This is a genomic window from Pseudomonas frederiksbergensis, assembly GCF_035751725.1.
GTDB lineage: Bacteria > Pseudomonadota > Gammaproteobacteria > Pseudomonadales > Pseudomonadaceae > Aquipseudomonas > Aquipseudomonas frederiksbergensis_A.
The window spans coordinates 5,535,734-5,559,554 of sequence record NZ_CP142104.1 but is presented as its reverse complement, the minus strand read 5'-3'; the positions used below and the strand labels follow the sequence as shown (position 1 = coordinate 5,559,554).

Genomic DNA, 23,821 nt, shown 5'->3' with positions numbered 1-23,821 from the left:
CGGAGAATAACAATGCAAAAAATCACGTTGATCGGCTGCACCCTGAGCCTGTTGCTGAGCGCCTCGGCTTTCGCCAATGAAGCGCCACCGACCGGCACCCTGGACAAGATCGCCAGCAGCAAGAGCATCACCTTGGGCTACCGCGACGCCTCCGTGCCGTTTTCCTACATTGCGGACAACAGCGGCAAACCGATGGGCTACTCGGTGGAGCTGGCAAGCAAGATCGTCGCGCGCATCCAGCACCAACTGACGTTGCCGCAACTGAACGTGAAGTACAACCTCGTCACGTCCCAGACCCGCATCCCACTGGTGCAGAACGGCACCGTGGACCTGGAATGCGGCTCCACCGGCGTAACGGCCGAGCGGCAGAAGCAGGTGGCGTTTTCCTACGGTTTCATTTACGTGAAGGGCCAACTGCTGACCGCCAAGGACAGCGGTATCCACAGCTTCGCCGACCTGCGCGGCAAGAATGTGGTGACCACTGCCGGCACCACCAATGAGCGATTCCTCAAGAGCTACAACCAGGACAACAAAGTCGACATGTTCGTCATCAGCGCCAAGGACCACGGCGAAGCCTTCCAGATGCTCGAGACCGGCCGGGCAGCGGCGTTCTACATGGACGACGCGCTGCTCTACGGCGAGCGGGCCAAGGCGCGTGATCCGCATAAATGGGTCGTGGTCGGGGAAGAACAATCGCGGGAAATCTACAGCTGCATGGTGCGCAAGGACGATCCGCAGTTCCTGGCGCTGGTCAACTCGACCCTGGCGGACCTGTACAAGTCTGGGGAAATCAACGCGATCTACGATCGCTGGTTCCAGAAGCCGATCCCACCCAAGGGCCTGAACCTGGAATTCCCGATGACCAGCGAATTGAAGGCGATCATTGCCAAGCCGACCAGTGAGCCGGTGCAGTAAGTCGCAAGGACATCCGCGATCTACTGTGGGAGCTACATCAGACTTTTAGAAATCCCCCCATAACTGCTGCGCTACTGCCAACGCCACCACTGGCGCGGTTTCGGTGCGCAGCACTCGGGGGCCGAGGCGGGCGGCGTGGTAGCCGGCGGTCTTGGCCTGCTCTACTTCAGCGTCCGACAACCCGCCCTCGGGCCCGATCAGGAATGCCAGGGACGATGGCTTGGGGTGGCTGGTCAGCGGATCGGCCACCGGGTGCAGCACCAGTTTCAATTCGGCTTCGGCCTGCTTCAACCAGTCGGCCAACAGCAATGGCGGGTGGATCACCGGCACGGTGGAGCGTCCGCATTGCTCGCAGGCACTGATCGCCACCTGCCGCCAATGCAGCAGGCGCTTGTCGGCGCGCTCGTCCTTGAGGCGCACTTCGCAGCGCTCGGTGAAGATCGGTGTGATCTCATTGACGCCCAGTTCGGTGGCCTTCTGGATCGCCCAATCCATGCGCTCGCCGCGGGACAGGCCCTGGCCGAGGTGGATGCACAGCGGCGATTCGGCCTGCCCGGCAAATTGCTCGTCGAGCTGCACGCGCACGCGTTTCTTGCCGACCTCGGCCAGGGTCCCGCGAAACTCCTGGCCGGAGCCGTCGAACACCTGCACCGCATCGCCCTCGGCCATGCGCAGCACCCGGCCGATGTAGTGGGCCTGGGCTTCGGGCAGCTCGTGGTCGCCGAGGCTCAGGGGTGTGTCGATAAAGAAGCGGGACAGTCTCATGTTTCGTTCTCTGGATACGGGTGCATTGCTGCTGGGTCTAGTGCTGTTGTGGCGAGGGAGCTTGCTCCCGCTCGATTGCGCAGCAATCGCAAAAATGGGGCCGCTACGCAGCCCAGCGGGAGCAAGCTCCCTCGCCACAGAGAAATTTGTCGTCAGCCCGGATCGCGATAGCCAGGATGGAAGTCCTTCGGCACCGCCACGCTGACCTTGTCCCGGGTGGCAATGTCGATGCCTTCGCTGGCCACTTCGGCGAGGAAATCGATCTGCTCCGGGGTGATGACATACGGTGGCAGAAAATAGACCACGCTGCCCAGCGGCCGCAGTAAAGCACCGCGCTCCAGGGCATGCTGGAACACCGCCAGGCCACGGCGTTCCTGCCACGGGTAAGCGGTTTTGCTGGCCTTGTCCTTGACCATCTCGATGGCCAGCACCATGCCGGTCTGGCGGACTTCTGCCACGTTCGGGTGATCGGCCAGGTGCGCGGTGGCGCTCGCCATGCGCTGGGCCAGGGCCAGGTTGGTCTGGATGACGTTGTCTTCTTCGAAGATGTCGAGGGTCGCCAGGGCCGCCGCGCAGGCCAGCGGGTTACCGGTGTAGCTGTGGGAATGCAGGAAGGCGCGCAACGTCGGATAGTCGTCGTAGAACGCGTTGTAGACGTCATCGGTGGTCACGCACGCCGCCAGCGGCAAATAGCCGCCCGTCAGGGCCTTGGACAGGCAAAGGAAGTCCGGTGTGATACCGGCCTGTTCACAGGCGAACATCGTCCCGGTGCGACCGAAGCCGACAGCGATTTCATCGTGGATCAGGTGCACGCCATAGCGGTCGCAGGCTTCGCGTAGCAACTTCAGGTACACCGGGTGATACATGCGCATGCCACCGGCGCCCTGGATCAGCGGCTCGACGATCACGGCGGCGACGCTGCCGTGGTGTTCGGCGAGGGTCTGTTCCATGGCCGCGAACATGTTTCGCGAATGTTCTTCCCAGCCCATGCCCTCGGGACGGTGGTAGCAGTCGGGGCTGGGCACCTTGATCGTGTCCAGCAGCAGCGCCTTGTAGGTTTCGGTGAACAACGGCACGTCGCCCACCGACATCGCCGCGATGGTTTCGCCGTGGTAGCTGTTGCTCAGGGTGACGAAGCGTTTCTTGGCGGGCTGGCCGCGATTGATCCAGTAGTGAAAGCTCATCTTCATCGCGACTTCGATGCAGGACGAGCCGTTGTCGGCATAAAAACACCGGGTCAGGCCTTCGGGCGTCATTTTCACCAGGCGCTCGGACAGCTCGATCACCGGTTGGTGGCTGAAACCGGCGAGGATCACATGCTCCAGCTGATCGACCTGGTCCTTGATGCGCTGGTTGATGCGCGGGTTGGCGTGGCCAAACACGTTGACCCACCAGGAGCTGACGGCATCGAGGTAGCGCTTGCCTTCGAAGTCTTCCAGCCACACGCCTTCGCCGCGCTTGATAGGGATCAACGGCAGTTGTTCGTGATCTTTCATCTGGGTGCAGGGGTGCCACAGCACCGCGAGGTCGCGTTGCATCCACTGGTTATTCAGGCCCATGTACAGTCTCCTCGAGGCAGCTCGCGGCGGGCGCGGGCAAAACAATCGCGCAAGCCTATGCAATGGCGGACGTGGGGACAACCCATTGTGTCGTTCCGGCTACTATGGACAAGGCGATAGACGTCGCTGGCGGCGCTTTGATGGCTGACGTATTCTTCGCCGTTCCCGGAGCCGACTGGCTCGAAAAACCGAGAGCCGACTGGCTCGAAAGCTGAAATTTCCTACGTTTTAATCCGGAGTTCGTTGAATGTCTGCTGGTTGGCTGCGCGCCTGTGCGCTGGTGATGATAGGGCTGTTCAGCGTTTCGGCGCTGGCCAAGGACAAACAACCGACGGCCATCGTCATCGGCGGTGGGTTGGCCGGGCTGACGGCGGCCTACGAGCTGCAGAACAAGGGCTGGGCCGTGACCCTGCTGGAAGCCAAGCCGAGCCTGGGTGGCCGGTCGGGCATGGCCACCAGCGAGTGGATCGGCAACGAAAAGACCCAGCCCGTGCTGAACAAGTACGTTTCCACCTTCAAGCTGGGCACCACGCCGGCACCGGAATTCGTGCGGACTCCCAGCTACCTGATCGACGGCACTTATTTCACCGCCGCCGACCTGGCGACCAAACAGCCCGCCACAGCCGAAGCGCTCAAGCGCTATGAAACCACCCTGGATGAGCTGGCGCGGTCCATCGACGATCCGCTGAACCCGGCGGCCACCAACACGCTGCACGCCCTCGACCAGATCACTGTGTCCAACTGGCTCGACCGTTTGCAATTGCCCGCCACCGCGCGGCAATTGGTCAATCAGGAAATACGCACGCGCTATGACGAGCCTTCGCGCCTGTCGCTGCTGTATTTTGCCCAGCAGAACCGCGTCTATCGCGGCGTGTCCGACCGTGACCGGCGCGCCTCGCGCCTGCTGGGTGGCAGCCCGGTATTGGCCCAGGCGTTCGTCAAGCAACTGAAGACCATCAAGACCGGTTCACCGGTCTCGGCCATTTCCCAGGACAAGGACGGCGTCACCGTCAAGGTCGGCAGCGTCGGTTACCAGGCTGACTACGTGGTACTCGCCGTGCCGCTGCGCGCACTGAACAAGATCCAGCTGACGCCGGCCCTGGATGCCCAGCACCAGGGGGCGATCAAAGGCACCAACTACGGTTGGCGCGACCAGATCATGCTCAAGTTCAAGACCCCGGTCTGGGACAGCAAGGCGCGCATGTCGGGTGAGATCTACAGCAACACCGGCCTGGGCATGATGTGGATCGAGCCGGCCATGAAGGGCGGCGCCAACGTGGTCATCAACCTGTCCGGCGACAACGCGCGGGTGATGCAGGCCTTCGGCGACAAGCAGATGGTCGACCAGGTGCTGATTCGCCTGCACGCGTTTTATCCACAGGCCCGTGGCGCATTCACCGGTTATGAAATCCGGCGCTACAGCACCGACCCGTCCATGGGCGGCGCTTACCTGGCGTTTGGTCCGGGCCAGATCAGCAAATACTGGCGTTTGTGGGAAAAGCCATTGCAGCGCGTAGCCTTTGCCGGTGAACACACTGACGCTATGTATCCAGGCACTTTGGAAGGCGCGCTGCGCAGTGGCCAACGTGCCGCCAGCCAGGTAGAAGACCTGGCCGCTGGCAAATCCTTCGAACCGCCGAAGGTCGCCCCAGCCGCAGCGGCGGCTGCTGGCGCGGTGGCAGCGAAGAAGGGCAACTTCTTCAGCAACCTGTTCGGTGGCTCGGATGACGACAAGAAGCCCGAGCCGGCCAAGGCCCCCGAGCCGGTAGCACCGCCTCCAGCGCCCGCACCGGCACCTGCTCCAGCGCCGGCCCCGGTAGCACCACCCGCGCCGGCCCCGGCGAAAGTCGAGCCGGCCAAGAAAACTGCGGCCAAGCCTGCGGCGAAAAAACCGGCCGCCAAGGCACCGGCCAAAAAATCCCCGGCCAAGGCCCCGGTGAAGAAGGCCGAGCCGGTCAAGAAGCCGGTCGCCAAACCGGCGACGACCACTGAGACCAAGGCTCAGTAACGTTCAGGCATAAAAAACGCGGCCCAAGGGCCGCTTTTTTTTTCGACATTCAGGCGCGCCGACGCTGTCTTCCAGCGCCCAGCGTCGTATAGCGAACGCTGACGTCCTACACGTCTTTACGATATATCGGAAACTTCCCACCCGTTAACCGGAAGCAGGCGATAGAACGCACCCCGCCATAAGTCTAGGCTCCTCGAAAAACAGGAGCGACGTATGAAAATACTGATGGGTGTGGTCGTACTGGTTTCCATGTATGGGTGTGTCTATGGCGAAGGCCATGATCCCCTGATGGTTCCGGTGACTCCGAAGCGGGACCCTCAAATGGATTACAAGTGCGTGTTCGATCCCTACAAGCCTGAGTGTTCGGTGAATTAATAGTTCGCAACTTTAACCTCGTAGAAGCTGGAGTTGATATGAAATTAATAGCGGCTTTAATGCTATTGGCAGTATTTGGTGTCGGTGGCTGTGCTGATGGCCGTACGGTGCTAAAAAAGCACGATCCTCAATTGGTTTATAGATGTGACATAGACCCTTATAGGGCTGAATGCATCAACAAGTGACTCCAGGAGGCGGTGGGCCATAAGTGGCTTTGGCAAGAACGAGCCTGCTCGCGAAGAGGCCTCCAAGCCCAAGCTGACCTCCTGCACCCGCCTCGCCATCACGCAGTTCATCGCTTTAATCTTTCCTTAACGCACAGCTCCCAGACTGATCATCGTATTTCTCGATATTTCAAAGCAAAAATTTCCGCTTTAAATCGATAGATAACTCGCTAGTCTTGGTCACAGTTTTTACAGGATATGAGCAATGCAGCTACGCAACTCTTCTTCTCGCTATGGCTGGGTCAGCATCGTTTCGCACTGGGCCGTTGCCCTCGCGGTGTACGGGTTGTTTGCGTTGGGCCTGTGGATGGTCGGGCTGGATTACTACAGCACTTGGCGTAAAGACGCGCCGGAGCTGCACAAGAGCATCGGCCTGGTGTTGTTGGCGGTGATGGTGCTGCGGGTGATCTGGCGTTTCGTCAGCCCGCCGCCGCCGACACTGGAAACCTACGGACGCCTGACTCGCGTCGGCGCCAAGCTTGGTCATAGCGCACTGTATCTCGGGCTGTTCGCCGTGATGATCGCCGGTTACCTGATTTCCACCGCAGACGGTGTCGGGATCTCGGTGTTTGGTCTGTTTGAAGTACCCGCGCTGGTGTCTGGACTGCCCGATCAGGCAGACGTCGCCGGCCAGATCCACCTGTATCTCGCATGGGCGCTGGTAATTTTTTCCGGCCTTCATGCGTTGGCAGCATTGAAGCATCACTTTATCGACCGTGACGCGACCCTCAAGCGAATGCTGGGGCGCCAAGCCTGATGTTCAACCTCGACTCCAAAGGAATAGAAAGCATGTTGAAAAAGACGCTCGCCGCCCTGGCAATCGGTTCTGCCCTGCTGTCCGCCGGCCAGGCCATGGCTGCAGACTATGTGGTCGACAAGGAAGGCCAGCACGCCTTCGTTGATTTCAAGATCAGCCACCTGGGCTATAGCTACATCACCGGTACTTTCAAGGACATCGACGGCAAGTTCAGCTTTGACGCCGCCAAGCCTGAAGACAGCAAGATCGAATTCAACGTCAACACCGCCAGCGTGTTTACCAACCACGCCGAACGCGACAAGCACATCGCCAGCGCTGACTTCCTGGACGCCAGCAAATTCGGCAAGGCCACCTTCGTGTCCACCAGCGTCAAGTCCACCGGTAAGAACACTGCCGACGTGACCGGCGACCTGACCCTGCTGGGCGTGACCAAGCCGGTCGTGGTCAAGGCGACTTTCCTGGGCGAAGGTAAGGACCCGTGGGGCGGCTACCGTGCCGGCTTCGAAGGCACCACCACCATCAAGCGTTCCGACTTCGGCAAGCAGAAGGACCTGGGCCCAGCGTCCGACGTGGTCGAGCTGTACGTGACATTTGAAGGCGTCAAAGCGAAGTAACGTTCGCGCCTGACAAAAAACGCCCCTGGTCTTGCGGCCAGGGGCGTTTTTTTACAACTTGGAAAAACTCAGCGATTGCGCGTCAGCAACGCCGGTTTTTCGCCACGGGGACGGCTTGGCAATTGATCCAGCTGTTCAGGCGTCGGGAAACGATCGGTTTTCGATTCCTTGTGGATGATTTTAGGCTGGTTGCCACGCGGGTTCTGCACGGCGGGTTCCTGGCGTGGTTGGTCATCACCACGGGCCTGGCGGCGAGGACGGGACTCTTCGCGGCGGGCCTGGCCGTCACGTGGGGCGCCGTTACGCGGGCCACTGCGTTTGGCTGGCGGGGTGCCGGTGGACGAGCCGTTGCTGTTTCGCGGACCGTTCTGGCGCCCTTGTGGCTGGCCACCGCGTGGTGCGCCCGAACCTGCGCCTTGTGCCGGGGCGCCAGGACGACGACCGCGTCCCTGGGCCGGTTTCTGCTGTGGCACATAGTCGACACGGTTGCCGAAGTTATCGATATCGTCGTCGAGGAACTCGTCCGGGGCACGATCCGCCGCGGCGCGAGGAGCAGGGCGCTGCTGTTCGCGGGCCGGCGTACCTTCGCGAGGCTTCTGCTCGCGGGCCGGGCGTTCGCCGCGACCGTTGGTGGCCGATTTTTCCTTGCCCTTGTCCTTGCCTTTATCCTTGCGACCGCCACCGCCGCCATTCGGGCCATCGCCCCGCGGGCCGCGTGGGTTGCGCGGATTGCGCACATCCGGACGCTCGCGTACTTCCGGCTTCTCGGCCTCGATCGTGCTGGCATCGAAGCCCATCAGATCGCCGTCGGGAATCTTCTGCTTGGTCATGCGCTCGATGCTCTTGAGCAGCTTTTCCTCGTCCGGCGCGACCAGGGAAATCGCTTCGCCCGAACGACCGGCCCGGCCGGTACGGCCGATACGGTGCACGTAGTCTTCATCGACGTTCGGCAGCTCGAAGTTGACCACATGGGGCAGTTGGTCGATATCCAGGCCTCGGGCGGCGATGTCGGTGGCGACCAGGATGCGCACTTCGCCAGCCTTGAAGTCGGCCAGGGCCTTGGTGCGGGCGTTCTGGCTCTTGTTGCCGTGGATCGCCACGGCTGGCAGGCCATGTTTGTCGAGGTATTCAGCCAGGCGGTTGGCGCCATGCTTGGTGCGGGTGAACACCAGGACCTGTTCCCAGGCGCCTGTGGTGATCAAATGCGCCAGCAGGGCACGCTTGTGGCTGGCCGGCAGGCGGAAAACCCGTTGCTCGATGCGCTCGACCGTGGTGTTCGGCGGGGTGACTTCGATACGTTCCGGGTTGTGCAACAGCTTGCCGGCAAGGTCGGTAATGTCCTTGGAGAAGGTCGCCGAGAACAGCAGGTTCTGGCGCTTGGCCGGCAGGCGCGCCAGCACTTTCTTCACGTCATGGACAAACCCCATGTCGAGCATGCGGTCAGCTTCGTCCAGCACGAGGATTTCCACGTGGGACAGATCGACACTGCCTTGCCCGGCCAGGTCCAGGAGACGGCCGGGGCAGGCCACCAGCACATCGACGCCACGCGCCATGGCCTGGACCTGCGGGTTCATGCCGACACCGCCGAAAATGCAGGCGCTGACGAACTTCAGGTCGCGAGCGTAGACCTTGAAACTCTCGTGCACCTGGGCGGCCAGTTCGCGGGTGGGGGTCAGGACCAGTACGCGCGGTTGGCGCGGGCCGTGGCGCTGGGATTTGTCTGGATGACCGTTGGGGAACAGCCGCTCCAGGATGGGAAGGGCGAAACCGCCGGTCTTGCCAGTACCTGTCTGTGCAGCGACCATCAGGTCGCGACCTTGCAACACGGCGGGGATGGCCCGCTGTTGCACCGGGGTAGGCTGGGTGTAGCCGGCGGCTTCGATGGCGCCAACTAAAGCCTCGGAGAGACCGAGGGAAGCAAAGGACATGAGTAATCCTGTTTTAGTGAGGGCTTGGCCCAATGGGATAGTCTTGCCTGGCGCGAATGCGGTCGATCAGAGACCTCATCCCGTCCGGTCCTGCCGGGTCTGGAAGACAGGTCCGGACAGGGCTCGCGCGGGCTGGAAGCTGCGCTGTAGCGGTGTCGGGATGCCTTTTGCAAGACCGGGCGTCCGGGCGTGAGCCTGGCGGGAAGGCCGGAGTATAACAGAGCAATCGTGTTGCGCTGCTTTCCTGCTGCTCAACGGTGCATTTCAGCGCGATGCCGCGTCTTGCCCCGCCGCCTTGGCTACCGGAATGGCGCCATAACGTGCACTCAATTCAGCATAGGCCGGTTCATGCTTGAAACGCTTGAGTTCAGCGCCGAAGCGTTGCACGAGCAAATCCATGCCGGCCCTGCGCCGTACCGCCAGGTATTGGCTCTGGCGGCTGACGACCACTGGATTCTCGGTGATCTGGTCGCCGAGTCGCAGCTCATTGAGCACATGCCGGCCAACCCGGCGATCGGTGATGAGCAGGTCGATCCGACCCAGCTGCAGTTTGCCGAAGTTGGCTTCATGGGTGGGGGCCGTTTCGCGCTTGAACCGTGTCGACTCTCGGAACGCCTGGCTATACAGGTAACCGGGCGAAGTGCCGATGGTCAGGCCGTCCAAGTCATCGAGCGTACGAAAAGGATGGGGGCGGGCATTGGCGTAGAACATGACGAACTCCACGTCCGACAGCGGTTCGCTGGGGTAAAGCAGCAGGGCATCGCGCTCATCGCTCTGGAAGATGTCCAGCGCGCCGTCCGCCAGCCCCTGCTCAAGCATGGCCAGGCAGCGTTTCCACGGCAGCAGTTGCCATTCCACATCGATGCCCAGGCGCTTGAAGACAATGGCCGTGGTTTCATAATCCAGGCCAAGGATCTTGCCGTTTTCCTCGTAGACATAGGGTGCCCAGGGTTCAGTGACGATGCGCAACTTCTCGGCCTGGGCAGTGAAGCTCAGGCACAAGAGAAGGAGGATTGTCGTCAGCTGGGCGAATACAGGCATGACCGGAGGTTACGACGAGAGCCTGTCAAATAGCTAGAGCGCTCTGGCACGCGGGCTGGGTGTGCTCGGTTTGCACAGGCGCAAAAAAAGACCCTGGTTGTCCCAGGGCCTTTGTGTACCGTACATCAGGCTGGGCTCAACGCGGCAGCTTGAGGTTGTTCCATACCGCGAGGCTAGGCTCGGCCTGGTTCAGGGTATAGAAGTGCAGCCCCGGTGCGCCGCCCTGCAGCAAGCGTTCACACATTTGCGTGATGACCTCTTCACCGAAGCGCTGGATGCTGGCCGTGTCGTCGCCGTAGGCTTCCAGTTGCTTGCGGATCCAGCGCGGGATTTCCGCGCCGCAGGCGTCAGAGAAACGCGCCAGTTTGCTGTAGTTGGTGATTGGCATGATTCCCGGCACCACAGGAATGTCCACGCCCATCTGGCGAACCCGCTCGACGAAATAGAAATAGCTGTCGGCGTTGAAGAAGTACTGGGTGATGGCGCTGTTGGCGCCGGCGTTGGCCTTGCGAACGAAATTGCGCAGGTCATCTTCAAAATTGCGCGCCTGCGGATGCATCTCCGGATAGGCGGCGATTTCGATGTGGAAGTGTTCGCCGGTTTCTTCGCGAATGAATTCAACCAGTTCATTGGCGTGGCGCAGCTCTCCGCTGGCCATGCCCATGCCCGACGGCAAGTCGCCGCGCAGGGCTACGATGCGCTTGATTCCTGCAGCCTTGTATTGGGTCAGCAGGCTGCGCAGGTCGTCCTTGCTGTCGCCCACGCAAGACAGATGCGGAGCGGCCGGGACTTTGACTTCGCTTTCGAGCTGCAACACGGTGTTCATCGTGCGGTCGCGGGTCGAACCGCCGGCGCCGTAGGTGCAGGAGAAAAAATCAGGGTTGTAGCTTGCCAACTGGCGGGCAGTGGCGATCAGCTTTTCATGCCCAGCATCGGTCTTCGTCGGGAAGAACTCGAAGCTGTAGCGACGGTCTTGGGACATGGTCATATCCTTGGAAACTCGTAGGCTTGGAGCCGTGCGCAACACAATGTGGGAGCGGGCTTGCTCGCGAAAGCGGTTCATCATTCGGCATTGATGCGCCTGGAGTTCCGTCTTCGCGAGCAAGCCCGCTCCCACAAGGAGAGCAGGCGACGCCGATCAGTAGCGGTAAGCGTGCGGCTTGAACGGGCCTTCGACGCTAACGCCGATGTAGTCAGCCTGTTGCTTGGTCAGCTGGGTGACCACGCCGCCGAAGCCGCGGACCATTTCCAGGGCCACTTCTTCGTCGAGTTTCTTCGGCAGCACTTCCACGGTCAGGCGCTCGGCTTTCTGGGCCGGCGACAGGTCGGCGTATTTCTGGCCGAACAGGAAGATCTGGGCCAGGACCTGGTTGGCGAACGAGCCGTCCATGATGCGGCTTGGGTGGCCGGTGGCGTTGCCCAGGTTGACCAGGCGGCCTTCGGCCAGCAGGATCAGGTAGTCGTCGTTCTGTGGGTCGAAGCTGCCAGCGCCGGTGCGGTGCACCTTGTGGACCTGTGGCTTGACTTCTTCCCATGCCCAGTTCTTGCGCATGAAAGCGGTGTCGATTTCATTGTCGAAGTGACCGATGTTGCAGACCACGGCGCGCTTCTTCAGGGCCTTGAGCATGTTGGCATCGCAGACATTGACGTTACCGGTGGTGGTCACGATCAGGTCGATCTTGCCCAGCAGTGCCTTGTCGATGCTGCCTTCGGTGCCGTCGTTGATCCCGTCGATGAACGGCGAAACCAGTTCGAAACCGTCCATGCAGGCTTGCATTGCACAGATCGGGTCGACTTCCGATACCTTGACGATCATGCCTTCCTGGCGCAGGGACTGGGCCGAGCCCTTGCCCACGTCACCGTAGCCGATCACCAGGGCCTGCTTGCCGGACAGCAAGTGGTCGGTGCCGCGCTTGATGGCATCGTTGAGGCTGTGACGGCAGCCGTACTTGTTGTCGTTCTTGCTCTTGGTCACCGAGTCGTTGACGTTGATGGCCGGGATCTTCAGCTCGCCCTTGGCCAGCATGTCCAGCAAGCGGTGTACGCCAGTGGTGGTTTCTTCGGTCACGCCGTGGACCTTGTCCAGCACGGCCGGGTATTTCTTGTGCAGCAGCTCGGTCAGGTCGCCACCGTCGTCAAGAATCATGTTGGTGTCCCACGGCTGGCCATCCTTGAGGATGGTCTGCTCCAGGCACCACTCGTACTCTTGTTCAGTCTCGCCTTTCCAGGCGAAGACCGGGATGCCGGCAGCAGCGATGGCGGCAGCGGCCTGGTCCTGGGTCGAGAAAATGTTGCAGGACGACCAGCGAACTTCGGCACCCAGGGCAACCAGGGTCTCGATCAGCACGGCGGTCTGGATGGTCATGTGGATGCAGCCGAGGATCTTGGCGCCTTTCAATGGCTGTTCGCCAGAGTACTTGCGACGCAGACCCATCAGGGCTGGCATTTCGGATTCGGCGATGATGATTTCGCGGCGGCCCCAGGCAGCCAGGGACATGTCGGCGACTTTGTAGTCGGAAAAAGCAGCAGGCGTGATTACAGCGCTCATGAAGAGCCTCCATTCGTAATGTATGCGAATGGGCGCCGTTGTGCGTTTAGTGCCTGTGCGGACAAACCCGTACAAGCAACGCCCCATCCGAGCCTGACAGGTCGAGCCTGCTGCAGCGCCCCTCGGACAGGTGGCGGGACCGGTCCAAAGGGTGGACCGGATAAAGCGGTGGCGATTATAACGGGCTAATCGGATCTTCCAAAGGGTTTCCGTCGGCAAATCAAAATTGCCGATGATCGTTATAGGTGCCGCAGCGTAGAGCGTATCTGCCCGGTCTGCCATGATGCGGACATTCATCGGCCAGACGCGCAGGAGTGATCATGAATTTCCATACCCGCAAATGGGTCAAGCCCGAAGACCTCAACCCCAATGGCACGCTGTTCGGCGGCAGCCTGTTGCGCTGGATCGACGAGGAAGCGGCCATTTACGCCATCGTCCAGCTGGGTAACCAGCGTGTGGTGACCAAGTACATCTCAGAGATCAATTTCGTCAGCGCTTCGCGCCAGGGCGACATCATCGAACTGGGCATCACCGCCACCGAGTTCGGTCGCACCTCCATCACCCTGACCTGTGAAGTTCGTAACAAGATCACCCGCAAAAGCATCCTGACGGTGGAAAAAATGGTTTTCGTCAATCTCGGCGAAGACGGCTTGCCCGCGCCCCATGGCCGGACCGAGATCAAGTACGTCAAGGACCAGTTCAAGGACGATGCCGTCGAGTGAGGTCGGCGGCGCGCGCTTCGCGAGCGGGCAGTATGCCTCTCATTTGCGGGCACCACTGAACAGCTCCTGACGCCGTGTGTCGTAGGTACATCACGCCACCGGTTCAGGAGCTGTATGGACACTCAAAAAGACGGCAAGACCCCTGATCTCTCGGCAGAGGAACAGCACGAGGTCGACCGCAACCAGCCGCCCCGGGCGGCGGTATTGCATGAAATCATCCGCACCCAGGGCGACCAGGAGTTGGAGCGCAGCGTGGCGGCGCTGTGGTGGTCGGCCCTGGCAGCCGGGTTGACCATGGGGTTGTCGTTGATGGCGATGGGGTTGCTCAACTCTCGGTTGCCGGATCACGAAGGTTTCAAGGTGATCGCCAGTCTCGGCTATTGCGCGGGCTTCCTGGCGGTGATCCTCGCACGCCAGCAACTGTTCACCGAAAACACGCTGACCGCTGTGCTGCCGATCATGAGCAAACCAACCTTGGGCAATTTTGGCCGGTTGTTCCGGTTATGGGGCGTGGTCTTGGTGGGCAACCTGTGCGGCACGTTGCTGGTGGCCTACGTGATGCTGCACCTGCCGATTTTCGACCAGCGCACCGACCTGGCCTTCCTGGATATCGGTCGCAAGGTGATGGAAAACGACACCGGCCAGATGTTCGCCAAGGGCATCATTTCCGGCTGGATGATCGCCACGATGGTCTGGATGATCCCGTCCATGGAAAGCGCCAAGATGTGGATCATCGTAATGATCACTTACCTCATGGCGCTTGGGGATTTCACCCACATCGTCGTCGGCTCGGCCGAAGTGTCTTACCTGGTGTTTGCCGGCCAGCTGTCCTGGGAGGACTTCTGGATGGTGTTTGCCGTGCCAACCTTGGCGGGGAACATCATCGGTGGCAGTTTCATCTTCGCCCTGATCAGCCACGCGCAGGTGCGCAGCGAAACCAATACACCCCTCAGTCGGCAAAGCCTGCCACGGCGTCCAGGCGACGCTGCCGAAAAATAAAATAAAGGGCGGTCGATACGGTCAGCCCGCCGACCAGGGCGCCGGTCCATGGCAGATCGGCGAGGTCGGCACCGCTGGCGACGACCAGCCCGCCGATCCAGGCACCGGCGGCGTTGCCGAGGTTGAAGGCGCTCTGGTTCAGGGTCGAGCCGAGATTGGGGGCCTCGTGGGCCTGGTCAATGATCAGCAATTGCAGGATCGGGCACAGTGCAAAGGCGAAAACGCCCCATAGCACCAGAGTGATCGCTGCCGGAACCACCGATCGGCTGGTCTGGCTAAAGGCGGCGAGCACCAGCACCACGGCCAGCGCCATGCCCACCAGGGACGGCAACAGGCGCCGGTCCGCCAGGCGTCCACCGAGGAAACTGCCCGCTGTCAGGCCGACCCCGAAAAGCAACAACATGACGGTGACGCCATGAGGGCTGACGCCGGTGATGTCCTGCAGGATCGGCGCGATGTAGGTGAATACGCTGAACAGGCTGGTGGAGGCCAGTACACTCATGCCCAGGGCCAGTAACACGCTGGCCTTGCCCAGCACCTTGAACTCACTGGCGAGGTTGGCCTTGTCCATGGGGATTTCCTTGGGCAGCCAGACCCACTGGGCGATGGCTGCAATCACACCGATCACCGATACCGCCCAGAACGTCGATCGCCAGCCGGCGTATTGACCCAAGGCCGTACCCAGCGGCACGCCCAGGACATTCGCCAGGGTCAGGCCGGTGAACATCATCGCGATGGCCTGGGCCCGTTTGTTCGGCGCCACCAAACCGGCCGCCACCACCGAGCCAATACCAAAAAACGCGCCGTGGCATAAGGCGGTAATGACCCGGGCTGCCATGAGCGTGGTGTAGTTCGGCGCCAGGGCGCAGAGCACATTGCCGAGAATGAACATCAGGGTCATGCCCAACAGCGTGGCCTTGCGCGGCATGTTCGCGGTGCCGATCGCCAGGATCGGCGCGCCAAATACCACGCCCAAGGCATAACCGGTGATCAGCAGCCCCGCGTGAGGGATACTTACCGCCAGGTCTCGGGCGACGTCGGGCAGCAGGCCCATGATGACAAATTCAGTCGTGCCGATGCCGAAAGCGGCAACGGCCAAAGCAAGCAAGGCGAGTGGCATGCGCAAGGTCTCTGTCTATAGTCTTGACGCTCGGATCAGGCATACGCATGCCGACGCTTTGGTTCGAGCGAACGGGGGCGGCAGCAGAATTATTGGAATTGATCTATGCGCAACTGAGTGCGGCGTGGTCGAGTGCAGTATAAACAGCTGCTACTGGATCGCGAGTCAATTCTACAGGCGCAATGTAAGGTGGTGACGGTGCCGGGGCTGGCGGTCGGTTGCGGGGGCCAGGTTCAGCTACGCTCTGGTGTCATGGGCGATGCGGCTGGGTTCGATCGCCGAAGCGACGGCGCTGCCCAGGATCAGTGCAAACCGCGCTGCGCTCTTCGGGCTGCGTCACCGCAAAGAACCTTTCGGCCGGTCGCGACTCTTAGCCTGCGGGCTGGTGCTGGTTGGCATGCTGGTAATAACTCCTGAGACGCTTGCCCTCGATTCTCTAAAATCAAATAAGGAAAATGCGGTATGACGGTTGCCCTGTGGTGTGTTTTGATCGCTTTCCTCCTGCCTTACCTGTGTATCGGCATCGCCAAGGCAGGCGGGAGATATAGGCTGCAAGATAACCACGATCCCCGGGACTTTCTCGATTCACTCGAAGGCGCTCCCCGGCGAGCCTACGCCGCGCAGCTGAACAGCTTCGAGATCTCCCCGTTCTTTGCCGCCGCCGTGATCGTCGCCCACCTGGCCGGCAATGCCGAACTGGTGACCATCAACGTGCTGGCGGTGCTGTTTATCACCAGCCGCCTGCTGTACATCATTTGCTATTTGGCGGACTGGGCGATCCTGCGTTCGCTGGTGTGGTTCGTGGGGGTGGGATTGGTCTTGAGTTTCTTCTTTGTTTCGGCCTGAGCCTGACTACTGAATATTTGAGATTTGTGCGGGCCTCTTCGCGAGCATGCTCGCTCCCATATGGGCTCCGGTTTACGGAGTTCCATCAAGGGAGTGAGCTTGCTCGCTGAAGGGCCCGCCAATTCAGCTCATTCGTCAATGATTGGCGCTGATTGCATTCGCCACCTGCGGCACCTGAGGCAGCGGCATGCCCTTGGGCCACAGCATCCAGATCTGGCCTTGTTGCTTCATGTCCCCGGCCAGTTGCCCGGCGGCGTCGCCCGTTCCCCAGAACAGGTCAGCCCGCACTTCGCCGGCAATCGCCCCGCCGGTGTCCTGGGCGGCGACGGGGCGGTTCAAGGCGCTGCCGTCCGGGCGAGTCGTGGATAGCCACAACAGGCTGCCCAGGGGAATCACCTTGCGGTCAACCGCCACGCTGTACCCTGCGGTGAGTGGGACGTTCAACGAGCCTCTCGGGCCTTCGTTGCTGTCGGGGTTGCGGTTGAAGAATACATAACTCGGATTGCTCGCCAGCAGTTCGGGAATACGGTTCGGGTTGGCCTTGGCCCAGGCACTGATGGTGCCCATGGTCACGTCTTCCTTCTTCAGCTCACCCTGCTCGACCAGCCAGCGGCCAATGGGGCGATACGGATGGCCGTTCTGGTCGGCATAGCCGATGCGCAGTTGGCGGCCATCGTCGAGGCGAATGCGTCCCGAACCCTGGATCTGCAGGAATTGCAGGTTCATCGGGTCCGTCAGCCAGGCGATGACAGGCGCCTTCACGCCGTTGTTTTCGATGGTGGCCGCGTCGTCGTAGGGCTTGAGCACTCGGCCTTCAAGGCGGCCACGCAGGCGTTTGCCCTTGAGCTCAGGGTAAATGCTGTCCAGCGCCACGATGATCATGTCTTCCGGAACGCCATAGACCGGCACATTGGCAGTGGCGGTCTGTGTGAGACTGCCGGGGTATACCGGTTCGTAGTAGCCGGTGATCAGGCCGTTGGGGCTGTTGTCCCCCGAGCGCAAACCATAGACGTCCAGGGTTCGCCTGAGAAAGTCGCGCACTGCCTGTGGGGTCTGCGACACATTGGCTGCCGCCGCACAGGTTGGGCCCCAGGTCGCGTCGGCCTTGAGTCGGGTGCACGCGCTGCGCCATGAGCCGAAGCCGGCCAGCAAGTCCTCATCGGACACCGAAGGCAATGCTTCCCAGGGAGCGCTGACATAAGTGGCGAGGGCATGGGTCTTGGGCTCTTCGACCTTTTCACCGCGATTGCAGCCGGCCAGCAGTGCGATCAACGGCAGGGTCAACGCCAGGCGTTTGTGCCATGGCTTGAAGCGGCTATTCATGAAGATGTCCTTTGCAGTCGTTGAGTGCCTTCGCGCGCTCGACAACCCGTATTGTTGATAGGGCCATTGGTCTTTTCTGACGACCCCGGGGATACTAACGGCCATTTCCTGCCCCGAGGCAAAGATGTTTGTAAGACGATTTTCCATGGCCGTGCTGGCCTGCCTGGTGTTATCCGGCTGCGGTGGTGTGGATCCCAACTCCCCCCTCGGCCAACGCAAGGCTATTTTCAAACAGATGCTCAAGACCAACGAAGAGTTGGGCGGCATGCTGCGTGGACGTGTTCCGTTCGACGGCGCGCGTTTCGCCGACGGCGCGGTCAAGCTGGACCAACTGTCTCGCGAGCCCTGGAAGCACTTCCCGCCGGTTCGTGAAGAAGACCATACCAGCGCCACGGATGAGGTCTGGCAAAAACAGGCACGCTTCCAGGAGATGGCCCGCAATCTTGAGACCGCTACCGCTGAGTTGGTGACGATCAGCAAGGTCCAGCCCTACAGGGCCAGCCAGTTGGGACCGGCGGTGCAAAAGGTCGAAGACGCCTGCAGTGCCTGCCACAAGGAGTTTCGGGATTACTGAATGAAAACAGCCGCAAGGGTGGAGCTTATTTGTCCAACTCATCCACCGCTTCCTGCAATTCCTTGCGGGAAGCTGCCAGTTTGTCCTTGCGCTTGTTGATCCGTTCAGCGTCGCCTTTTTTCATGGCTTTTTCCAGGTCGGCCTGGCGTCGACTCACCTCGTGCTTGGCCTCGAGCACCTTGTTTTCCCGCTCCTTGCGCAAGGACGCGTCCGTGCAATGGGTGGTGACTTCGTTCAGCGCTGTCTCGAGGCCGGCTTGCTGGTCCGGGTTGCCTCGCGACTTGGCCAGTTCGATCTGATTGATGATGCCCTGGCGCTTTGCCGCGCAACCGGTCAGTTCCGGGGGCTGCTCAGTCGCCATCAAAGGCGTAGCCATGACGCCGCACAAGGCGAGCAGGGCAACGGGGGACAGGAAATTCATAGCAACTCCGTATAAAGACTTGCGGGCGGTCTGTGTCGATGCGCTGTTGGAGCGCGTTTCCGCCCTTTGGGTTCAACCGCCCCAGGGTGATTTAAAAACCGTCGATCCCGGCGGTGTGTAGTGTTTCTCTCAAGGCCAGCACCTGCGGGTCGCGAAAAAAAGCGCTCAGTTGCGCCGCGCGTCCCGGCCCGATACCGGCTTCGGCTTGCCATTGTTCGGTGCTGCGCTCGGCCAACGCCTGCCATGATCCACCCAGCCTGGCCTGCGCTGTAGGCGGCAGGCCAAGGGCCTTGAGCCACAGGTGAAAGGGCCGCTGCCGGGCGCTGCCCAGGCTGGCAAGCAGGCGGGCGCTGCTGCGTTCTCCGAAACCGGCAATGTTAGCAAGCTCGGCGGCATCGAGGGTCAACCAATCCAGTAATCCGTCGAGTCGACCGGCGGCCAGCAGCTTTTCCCAAGTCCCAGGGCCGACATGGGGGAGGGCGAGACCGTGCTTGCCGCTGAGCCAGTTCAGTCGCGCCAGAAACTGGCTTTCGCAACCGGGCGTGGGTTGCCAGCAACTCAGCAGATGGTGGTCGGCTACTGCGGGCGCGTTGACGGCTTGGCGTTCGAGGCTGCGAAGCACGACTCCATCGAGGCGCGGAATGGTCAAGCCGGCCAGGCTGATGGCGACCCGATCGCCGGGGCGAATGTCCATCTCTTCCCAGCGCTTGAGCGAGCTGACGCTTACACGGCGAATCCACCGGTCGTCGAGCCGGATGCGTTCAAGTTCCAGGACGGGCGTGATACGCCCAGTGCGTCCGATCTTGAAGTTCACCTGGCGTACCTCGGCCATGGCTTGGGCATACGGATATTTCCAGGCGACGCTCCAGAACGACGCCCGGGCCTTCCAGCGATCGGCGGGAGGACGACGACTTTGGCGTAGAACGATTCCGTCGCTGGCAAACGGCAGCGGGGTGCGATACCAGTGGTCGCGCCACCGCTCGGCATCGGCCAGGCCCCGGACAGGTTGGTTGTAGTCGAGGGTGTCAGCGAAGCCCAGCTCACCCAGCGCAACCATTCGGTCGGTCAGGGTGTCTGGCCCCTCTGGCCATTCCCAGACAAACAGGCCTATATAGATCCCGTCTTGCGTCGTCAGGTTGGTACGTGCCATCAGGCCCGCCATGGTCCCGCGGGCGTTCATGCTGCCGCGGTCGGCCTGGACGTGGCCCTCCTGGCGCCAGTACAACTCCCCCTGGACGACCAGGTCCACGGCTTGGCGCAGCCGTTGCGGGATGGCGCGAATCTTTCGCGCGTTAACGGTCCAGTCATGCCCCAGTACCCCATCGCCGCGACTGATCGCCTGGTACAGGTGGCCCTTTCGATACACCAGCGTCACCGCCACGCCATCGACTTTCGGTTGGGCCCAGACCTCCTCGCGACCGTGCAGCCAAGCACCGACGGCGTCGGCATCCTTCAGTTTTTCCAGGCCCGTATGGACGACAGGGTGGCGCACCGTTCCGCCCGCTGAGCGCAGGGGATCATCGATTGTCGGAAGATTGAAGCAGCCGCGCCAATGGCTCAACTGCGTGCGGGATTGATCGTAGAGTTCGTCGGCCACCTGGGATTGGCCGATGCGGTGATAGCTGTCGTCCCAGATATCGATTTGTTGCTGCAGCGCGGTGATCTCTGCGCGCGCACGTTCCGTGGGCCAGTCGGGACAAGGCGCGGCCATTGCGGGTATGGCGATGAATAAAAGACAGGCGAGTGCGTACAAAAACGGTGGCATCGAAGCATCCTTGCTCGGTTGAGTCCCTGAAGGCTAGCCACTGTGCGAAAAGATGCGAGACCCAGAGGGTTACCGGGTTTTGCGAAACCTGAAGGCGAAGTGCGGACGGTACAGTCCAAGGTGATTTGGTTGCACAACTGTCCCTTGAACACGTCGTTGGCCGGTGCAGAATGGACGCTCGATCCGATATGCCAGGAGTGCAACCGATGGACGTGACGACACTCGCTGTCTTCATCCCGGCCTGCTTTGCGCTAAACATGGCGCCGGGCCCGAACAACCTGCTGTCCATCAGCAATGCCTCGCGTTATGGCTTTGTCAGAGCGTGCAGCGGCGGTATCGGTCGACTGCTGGCATTTGCAATCATGATTGCCTTGGCAGCGGTGGGGCTGACCGCCGTGTTGCACACCTCGGAATTGTTATTCCTGGGCATCAAGCTGGTTGGTGCCGGCTATCTGTTTTATCTCGCCGTGCAGTTGTGGCGTGCGCAGCCCGAGTCCGGGGGCGAGGCGGCGACCGTTTCCATGAGCATGGCCAGCCTGGCGCGCCAGGAGTTCCTGGTGGCGATCGGCAATCCCAAGGCGATTCTGTTGTTTACCGCTTTCTTGCCGCAGTTCGTTGATCGTGCGGGCACCGTCACCCAACAGTTCGCCGTATTGGGCGGGCTGTTCCTGGCCTTGGAGTGCGTGGCGATCGGCTTGTACTGCTATATGGGAATTTATGCGCGGCGACTGTTTGCACGGCCAAGCGGCAAGCGCTTGTTCAATCGGATGTGTGCGGGGCTGTTGGCGAGCGCGGCTTCGTTCTTGTTGGTGGCGCGGCGAACGTAGCAGCACCCCTCGCCATAAAGGCGAAAAAAAGCCCCTGGCGACTCTGCATCGCCAGGGGCTTTTTTATCGCAGCGGGTATTACAGGCCGGCAGCGGCGCGCAGGGCGTCGGCGCGGTCGGTTTTTTCCCAGGTGAACGTGGTGAAGGTGTCGTCGCCCACGGTCTTGGTCTGCGGCGTGCGACCGAAGTGGCCGTAGGCTGCGGTGTCCTGGTACATCGGGTGCAGCAGGTCGAGCATGGTGGTGATCGCGTACGGACGCAGGTCGAACACTTCACGCACCAGCTGGATGATCTTGTCGTCGCCAATCTTGCCGGTGCCGAAGGTATTCAGCGAGATGGACGTAGGCTGGGCGACGCCGATGGCGTAGGACACCTGGATCTCGCAGCGCTCGGCCAGGCCGGCGGCAACGATGTTCTTGGCGACATAACGACCGGCGTAGGCCGCCGAACGGTCAACCTTGGATGGATCCTTGCCGGAGAACGCGCCGCCGCCGTGACGGGCCATGCCGCCGTAGCTGTCGACAATGATCTTGCGGCCGGTCAGGCCGCAGTCGCCGACCGGGCCGCCAATGATGAACTGGCCAGTCGGGTTGATGTGGAACTGGGTGTCCTTGGACAGCAATTCGGCAGGCAGCACGTGCTTGACGATCAGCTCCATCACGCCTTCGCGCAGGTCCTTGTAGGACACTTCCGGGTTGTGCTGGGTCGACAGCACGACGGCGTCGATGCCAACGACCTTGCCGCCTTCGTAGCGGCAGGTCACTTGCGACTTGGCGTCCGGGCGCAGCCAAGGCAGCAGGCCGGATTTGCGAGCCTCGGCCTGGCGCTGGACCAACTGGTGCGAGAAGGTGATCGGGGCCGGCATCAACACGTCGGTTTCGTTGCTGGCGTAGCCGAACATCAGGCCCTGGTCGCCCGCGCCCTGGTCTTCCGGCTTGGCGCGGTCAACGCCCTGGTTGATGTCCGGGGACTGCTTGCCGATGATGTTCATCACGCCGCAGGTCGCGCCGTCGAAACCGACGTCGGAGCTGTTGTAGCCGATGCCCAGGATCACATCGCGAACGATCTGTTCCAGGTCGACCCAGGCCGAAGTGGTGACTTCGCCGGCGATGATCGCCACGCCCGTTTTCACCAGAGTCTCGCACGCCACCCGGGCGAACTTGTCTTCAGCAATGATGGCGTCCAGCACCGCATCAGAAATCTGGTCGGCGATTTTGTCCGGATGCCCTTCAGACACGGACTCGGAGGTGAAAAGGGAGTATTCGCTCATCTCGATGTTTTCCTACAAGTTACCGATGGTGAGTGTCGCCAGCCGGCCGCTGAAAATGGCGGACCTGAATCTGGAAACCATTACGTAAGCCTACATAGAGGCTTTCCCCGGGCACGAGACCCGCAGCGGTGGCCCAACGGGCCAGATCGTCCTGTTCAAACCCCAGCCAGAGATCACCGCAGGCCTCCTTGGCCCAACTCTGGTTGTGGCTGCATAACTCTGTCACCAACAGGCTACCGCCCGGTTGCAGCAGGTTGGCCATGTGCTTGAGCGCATCGGCCGGTGCGGCAAAATGGTGAAGTACCATGTTCAATACAACGCAATCGGCTCGCAGGCCTACGCCGTTCAGGGCATCGGCCAGTTGCAGGCTGACATTAGCCAGGGATTGGCGCTCGCACACCTGGCGGGCCAGTTCGAGCATGGCCGGGCTGTTGTCCAGCGCCGTCACCTGGCTGAAGCGTCGCGCCAGTTCCGGCAGGAAAGCGCCGTCGCCGGGGCCGACTTCCATCGCCGTGGCGCAGGGCTCGAAGCTCAGCTTGTCGAGCAGCGCCACGACGCTATCACGGTATTGCGGCAGCCCGGCGATCAGGTCCTGCTGGGCGCGAAATTTCTCGGCGACCCGTGCGAAAAAATCCTGGCTGGCGGCGGCACGTTGCCCGTGGACCTGGGCGATGCGGTCCTGCACCTCCATCGGCAGGTCCAGCTCGTCCACTTCCTCAAGCAGCGCGGCGTGCAGTTTGCCACCCAGCAGGTCGCTGTGGGGCAGGGCGCGCCGGTAGAAAATCGCATTGCCTTCGCGCCGCGTCGCCACCAGGTCGGCCTGGGCCAGTACCTTGAGGTGATGACTCATGCCTGACTGGCCGATGCCGAAGATCTGCGCCAGTTCCAATACCCCGAATGAGTCGTTGGCCAGGGCGCGCAATACATTGAGCCGCAACGGATCGCCGCCGGCCTTGCAAAGGGCCGCCAGTTCATCGCTGTCATCATGGCGAATGGAAGGCACGCGTAAATTCATGGGCGGCAGTCTAGTGACGGGTCTGGCGCATCGCAAGGTCAATATCAAAAAGTTTTGATATTGGTCGATAAATGGCACTTCCTCGGGTGTGCTTGACTCTATCCACCATCAGCGGAAAGGTTTCACCTGGCCGATGGGGGTTTATCCGCCGCAAATATCGCCTTTGGACGAGTATCTGATTGCCCCGGGGCGGGTGGGTGAGGGAA

The 23,821-nt window shown here is 61.4% G+C and carries 21 protein-coding genes, 2 pseudogenes and 1 riboswitch; of the genes and pseudogenes, 11 read left to right on the top strand and 12 right to left on the bottom strand.

Features of this window, described 5'->3' with window-relative positions; genetic code table 11:
• Positions 1–12 precede the first annotated feature (12 nt).
• A complete protein-coding gene (locus VQ575_RS25010; protein WP_325918635.1) occupies positions 13–915 on the top strand; it encodes a transporter substrate-binding domain-containing protein in 903 nt (300 codons plus the stop codon).
• A 45-nt stretch (positions 916–960) separates the two neighbouring features.
• Here VQ575_RS25010 and VQ575_RS25005 read toward each other — a convergent pair whose 3' ends face one another.
• Entirely contained in the window at positions 961–1,680 is a 720-nt protein-coding gene (locus VQ575_RS25005; RefSeq protein WP_325918634.1) for a 16S rRNA (uracil(1498)-N(3))-methyltransferase, read from the bottom strand.
• 152 nt (positions 1,681–1,832) lie between these two features.
• Positions 1,833–3,239 (bottom strand): adenosylmethionine--8-amino-7-oxononanoate transaminase, encoded by a 1,407-nt coding sequence (locus VQ575_RS25000; RefSeq protein WP_039590529.1) that lies wholly within the window; start codon positions 3,237–3,239, stop codon positions 1,833–1,835.
• A 247-nt stretch (positions 3,240–3,486) separates the two neighbouring features.
• On the opposite strand from VQ575_RS25000, the gene VQ575_RS24995 reads away from it, so the two are divergent.
• The 4 genes from VQ575_RS24995 (at position 3,487) to VQ575_RS24980 (ending at position 7,217) form a co-directional block, all read left to right on the top strand.
• The gene (locus VQ575_RS24995; RefSeq protein ID WP_325918631.1) at positions 3,487–5,247 is read left to right on the top strand and encodes a flavin monoamine oxidase family protein; all 1,761 of its coding nucleotides are present in this window, start codon (positions 3,487–3,489) and stop codon (positions 5,245–5,247) included.
• Between the two features lie 213 nt (positions 5,248–5,460).
• Entirely contained in the window at positions 5,461–5,622 is a 162-nt protein-coding gene (locus VQ575_RS24990; protein ID WP_155402025.1) for a hypothetical protein, read from the top strand.
• A 429-nt stretch (positions 5,623–6,051) separates the two neighbouring features.
• A complete protein-coding gene (locus tag VQ575_RS24985) occupies positions 6,052–6,603 on the top strand; it encodes a cytochrome b (protein WP_039590535.1) in 552 nt (183 codons plus the stop codon).
• A gap of 32 nt (positions 6,604–6,635) precedes the next feature.
• On the top strand, positions 6,636–7,217 hold the full coding sequence (locus tag VQ575_RS24980; protein ID WP_045157186.1) for a YceI family protein: 582 nt from the start codon (positions 6,636–6,638) through the stop codon (positions 7,215–7,217).
• Between the two features lie 68 nt (positions 7,218–7,285).
• Here VQ575_RS24980 and VQ575_RS24975 read toward each other — a convergent pair whose 3' ends face one another.
• From VQ575_RS24975 to ahcY, 4 genes and pseudogenes are all read right to left on the bottom strand, one after another.
• Positions 7,286–9,145 (bottom strand): DEAD/DEAH box helicase, encoded by a 1,860-nt coding sequence (locus VQ575_RS24975; RefSeq protein WP_039590537.1) that lies wholly within the window; start codon positions 9,143–9,145, stop codon positions 7,286–7,288.
• Between the two features lie 232 nt (positions 9,146–9,377).
• Positions 9,378–10,186: pseudogene (locus tag VQ575_RS24970) on the bottom strand (substrate-binding periplasmic protein); the annotation flags it as partial.
• 136 nt (positions 10,187–10,322) lie between these two features.
• Positions 10,323–11,168, bottom strand: coding sequence for a methylenetetrahydrofolate reductase [NAD(P)H] (metF, locus tag VQ575_RS24965; protein WP_039590539.1), 846 nt, complete (start codon positions 11,166–11,168; stop codon positions 10,323–10,325).
• Between the two features lie 156 nt (positions 11,169–11,324).
• Positions 11,325–12,734, bottom strand: coding sequence for an adenosylhomocysteinase (gene ahcY / locus VQ575_RS24960; RefSeq protein ID WP_039590541.1), 1,410 nt, complete (start codon positions 12,732–12,734; stop codon positions 11,325–11,327).
• 23 nt (positions 12,735–12,757) lie between these two features.
• A riboswitch (S-adenosyl-L-homocysteine riboswitch) is annotated at positions 12,758–12,864 on the bottom strand.
• A 190-nt stretch (positions 12,865–13,054) separates the two neighbouring features.
• Between ahcY and VQ575_RS24955 the strand changes: the two genes are divergently transcribed.
• Both VQ575_RS24955 and VQ575_RS24950 read left to right on the top strand, forming a co-directional pair.
• Positions 13,055–13,456, top strand: a complete 402-nt coding sequence (locus VQ575_RS24955; RefSeq protein WP_039590542.1) for an acyl-CoA thioesterase — start codon at positions 13,055–13,057, stop codon at positions 13,454–13,456.
• A 114-nt stretch (positions 13,457–13,570) separates the two neighbouring features.
• Positions 13,571–14,455 (top strand): formate/nitrite transporter family protein, encoded by an 885-nt coding sequence (locus VQ575_RS24950; RefSeq protein ID WP_039590543.1) that lies wholly within the window; start codon positions 13,571–13,573, stop codon positions 14,453–14,455.
• On the opposite strand, the gene VQ575_RS24945 is transcribed toward VQ575_RS24950, so the two are convergent.
• Complete coding sequence (locus VQ575_RS24945; protein WP_039590544.1) at positions 14,406–15,575, bottom strand: MFS transporter; 1,170 nt, start codon at positions 15,573–15,575, stop codon at positions 14,406–14,408. The two genes, VQ575_RS24950 and VQ575_RS24945, sit on opposite strands and share 50 nt — an antisense overlap.
• 232 nt (positions 15,576–15,807) lie before the next feature.
• On the opposite strand from VQ575_RS24945, the pseudogene VQ575_RS24940 reads away from it, so the two are divergent.
• Positions 15,808–16,041 (top strand): annotated as a pseudogene (locus VQ575_RS24940) (hypothetical protein); the annotation flags it as partial.
• Entirely contained in the window at positions 16,038–16,421 is a 384-nt protein-coding gene (locus VQ575_RS24935; RefSeq protein ID WP_045157182.1) for an MAPEG family protein, read from the top strand. The pseudogene VQ575_RS24940 and the gene VQ575_RS24935, both read left to right, overlap by 4 nt.
• 135 nt (positions 16,422–16,556) lie before the next feature.
• Here the strand turns inward: VQ575_RS24935 and mltA are convergent, their stop codons facing one another.
• Positions 16,557–17,744 carry a murein transglycosylase A gene (mltA, locus tag VQ575_RS24930; RefSeq protein WP_325918628.1) on the bottom strand — a complete coding sequence of 396 codons (1,188 nt, stop codon included), beginning with the start codon at positions 17,742–17,744 and terminating at the stop codon, positions 16,557–16,559.
• 124 nt (positions 17,745–17,868) lie between these two features.
• Between mltA and VQ575_RS24925 the strand changes: the two genes are divergently transcribed.
• The gene (locus VQ575_RS24925) at positions 17,869–18,318 is read left to right on the top strand and encodes a c-type cytochrome (RefSeq protein ID WP_039590548.1); all 450 of its coding nucleotides are present in this window, start codon (positions 17,869–17,871) and stop codon (positions 18,316–18,318) included.
• A 25-nt stretch (positions 18,319–18,343) separates the two neighbouring features.
• Here the strand turns inward: VQ575_RS24925 and VQ575_RS24920 are convergent, their stop codons facing one another.
• A complete protein-coding gene (locus VQ575_RS24920) occupies positions 18,344–18,739 on the bottom strand; it encodes a DUF1090 domain-containing protein (RefSeq protein ID WP_039590550.1) in 396 nt (131 codons plus the stop codon).
• A 91-nt stretch (positions 18,740–18,830) separates the two neighbouring features.
• Positions 18,831–20,504, bottom strand: coding sequence for an NAD-dependent DNA ligase LigB (gene ligB, locus VQ575_RS24915; RefSeq protein ID WP_325918626.1), 1,674 nt, complete (start codon positions 20,502–20,504; stop codon positions 18,831–18,833).
• Between the two features lie 206 nt (positions 20,505–20,710).
• Between ligB and VQ575_RS24910 the strand changes: the two genes are divergently transcribed.
• Positions 20,711–21,331 carry a LysE family translocator gene (locus VQ575_RS24910; protein WP_325918624.1) on the top strand — a complete coding sequence of 207 codons (621 nt, stop codon included), beginning with the start codon at positions 20,711–20,713 and terminating at the stop codon, positions 21,329–21,331.
• Between the two features lie 78 nt (positions 21,332–21,409).
• Here VQ575_RS24910 and metK read toward each other — a convergent pair whose 3' ends face one another.
• On the bottom strand, positions 21,410–22,600 hold the full coding sequence (gene metK / locus VQ575_RS24905; RefSeq protein WP_030137860.1) for a methionine adenosyltransferase: 1,191 nt from the start codon (positions 22,598–22,600) through the stop codon (positions 21,410–21,412).
• A gap of 19 nt (positions 22,601–22,619) precedes the next feature.
• Positions 22,620–23,615, bottom strand: coding sequence for an ArsR/SmtB family transcription factor (locus tag VQ575_RS24900; RefSeq protein WP_039590556.1), 996 nt, complete (start codon positions 23,613–23,615; stop codon positions 22,620–22,622).
• Positions 23,616–23,821: the final 206 nt, after the last annotated feature.

Coding starts and splice junctions, on each gene's coding strand:
- VQ575_RS24900 (WP_039590556.1), bottom strand. CDS start 23,615: ATGAATTTACGCGTGCCTTCCATTCGCCATGATGACAGCGATGAACTG.
- VQ575_RS25000 (WP_039590529.1), bottom strand. CDS start 3,239: ATGGGCCTGAATAACCAGTGGATGCAACGCGACCTCGCGGTGCTGTGG.
- VQ575_RS24985 (WP_039590535.1), top strand. CDS start 6,052: ATGCAGCTACGCAACTCTTCTTCTCGCTATGGCTGGGTCAGCATCGTT.
- VQ575_RS24980 (WP_045157186.1), top strand. CDS start 6,636: ATGTTGAAAAAGACGCTCGCCGCCCTGGCAATCGGTTCTGCCCTGCTG.
- metF (WP_039590539.1), bottom strand. CDS start 11,168: ATGTCCCAAGACCGTCGCTACAGCTTCGAGTTCTTCCCGACGAAGACC.
- VQ575_RS24925 (WP_039590548.1), top strand. CDS start 17,869: ATGTTTGTAAGACGATTTTCCATGGCCGTGCTGGCCTGCCTGGTGTTA.
- VQ575_RS25005 (WP_325918634.1), bottom strand. CDS start 1,680: ATGAGACTGTCCCGCTTCTTTATCGACACACCCCTGAGCCTCGGCGAC.
- VQ575_RS24910 (WP_325918624.1), top strand. CDS start 20,711: ATGGACGTGACGACACTCGCTGTCTTCATCCCGGCCTGCTTTGCGCTA.
- VQ575_RS24945 (WP_039590544.1), bottom strand. CDS start 15,575: ATGCCACTCGCCTTGCTTGCTTTGGCCGTTGCCGCTTTCGGCATCGGC.
- VQ575_RS24990 (WP_155402025.1), top strand. CDS start 5,461: ATGAAAATACTGATGGGTGTGGTCGTACTGGTTTCCATGTATGGGTGT.
- ligB (WP_325918626.1), bottom strand. CDS start 20,504: ATGCCACCGTTTTTGTACGCACTCGCCTGTCTTTTATTCATCGCCATA.
- VQ575_RS24955 (WP_039590542.1), top strand. CDS start 13,055: ATGAATTTCCATACCCGCAAATGGGTCAAGCCCGAAGACCTCAACCCC.
- VQ575_RS25010 (WP_325918635.1), top strand. CDS start 13: ATGCAAAAAATCACGTTGATCGGCTGCACCCTGAGCCTGTTGCTGAGC.
- ahcY (WP_039590541.1), bottom strand. CDS start 12,734: ATGAGCGCTGTAATCACGCCTGCTGCTTTTTCCGACTACAAAGTCGCC.
- mltA (WP_325918628.1), bottom strand. CDS start 17,744: ATGAATAGCCGCTTCAAGCCATGGCACAAACGCCTGGCGTTGACCCTG.
- metK (WP_030137860.1), bottom strand. CDS start 22,600: ATGAGCGAATACTCCCTTTTCACCTCCGAGTCCGTGTCTGAAGGGCAT.
- VQ575_RS24950 (WP_039590543.1), top strand. CDS start 13,571: ATGGACACTCAAAAAGACGGCAAGACCCCTGATCTCTCGGCAGAGGAA.
- VQ575_RS24995 (WP_325918631.1), top strand. CDS start 3,487: ATGTCTGCTGGTTGGCTGCGCGCCTGTGCGCTGGTGATGATAGGGCTG.
- VQ575_RS24975 (WP_039590537.1), bottom strand. CDS start 9,145: ATGTCCTTTGCTTCCCTCGGTCTCTCCGAGGCTTTAGTTGGCGCCATC.
- VQ575_RS24920 (WP_039590550.1), bottom strand. CDS start 18,739: ATGAATTTCCTGTCCCCCGTTGCCCTGCTCGCCTTGTGCGGCGTCATG.
- VQ575_RS24935 (WP_045157182.1), top strand. CDS start 16,038: ATGACGGTTGCCCTGTGGTGTGTTTTGATCGCTTTCCTCCTGCCTTAC.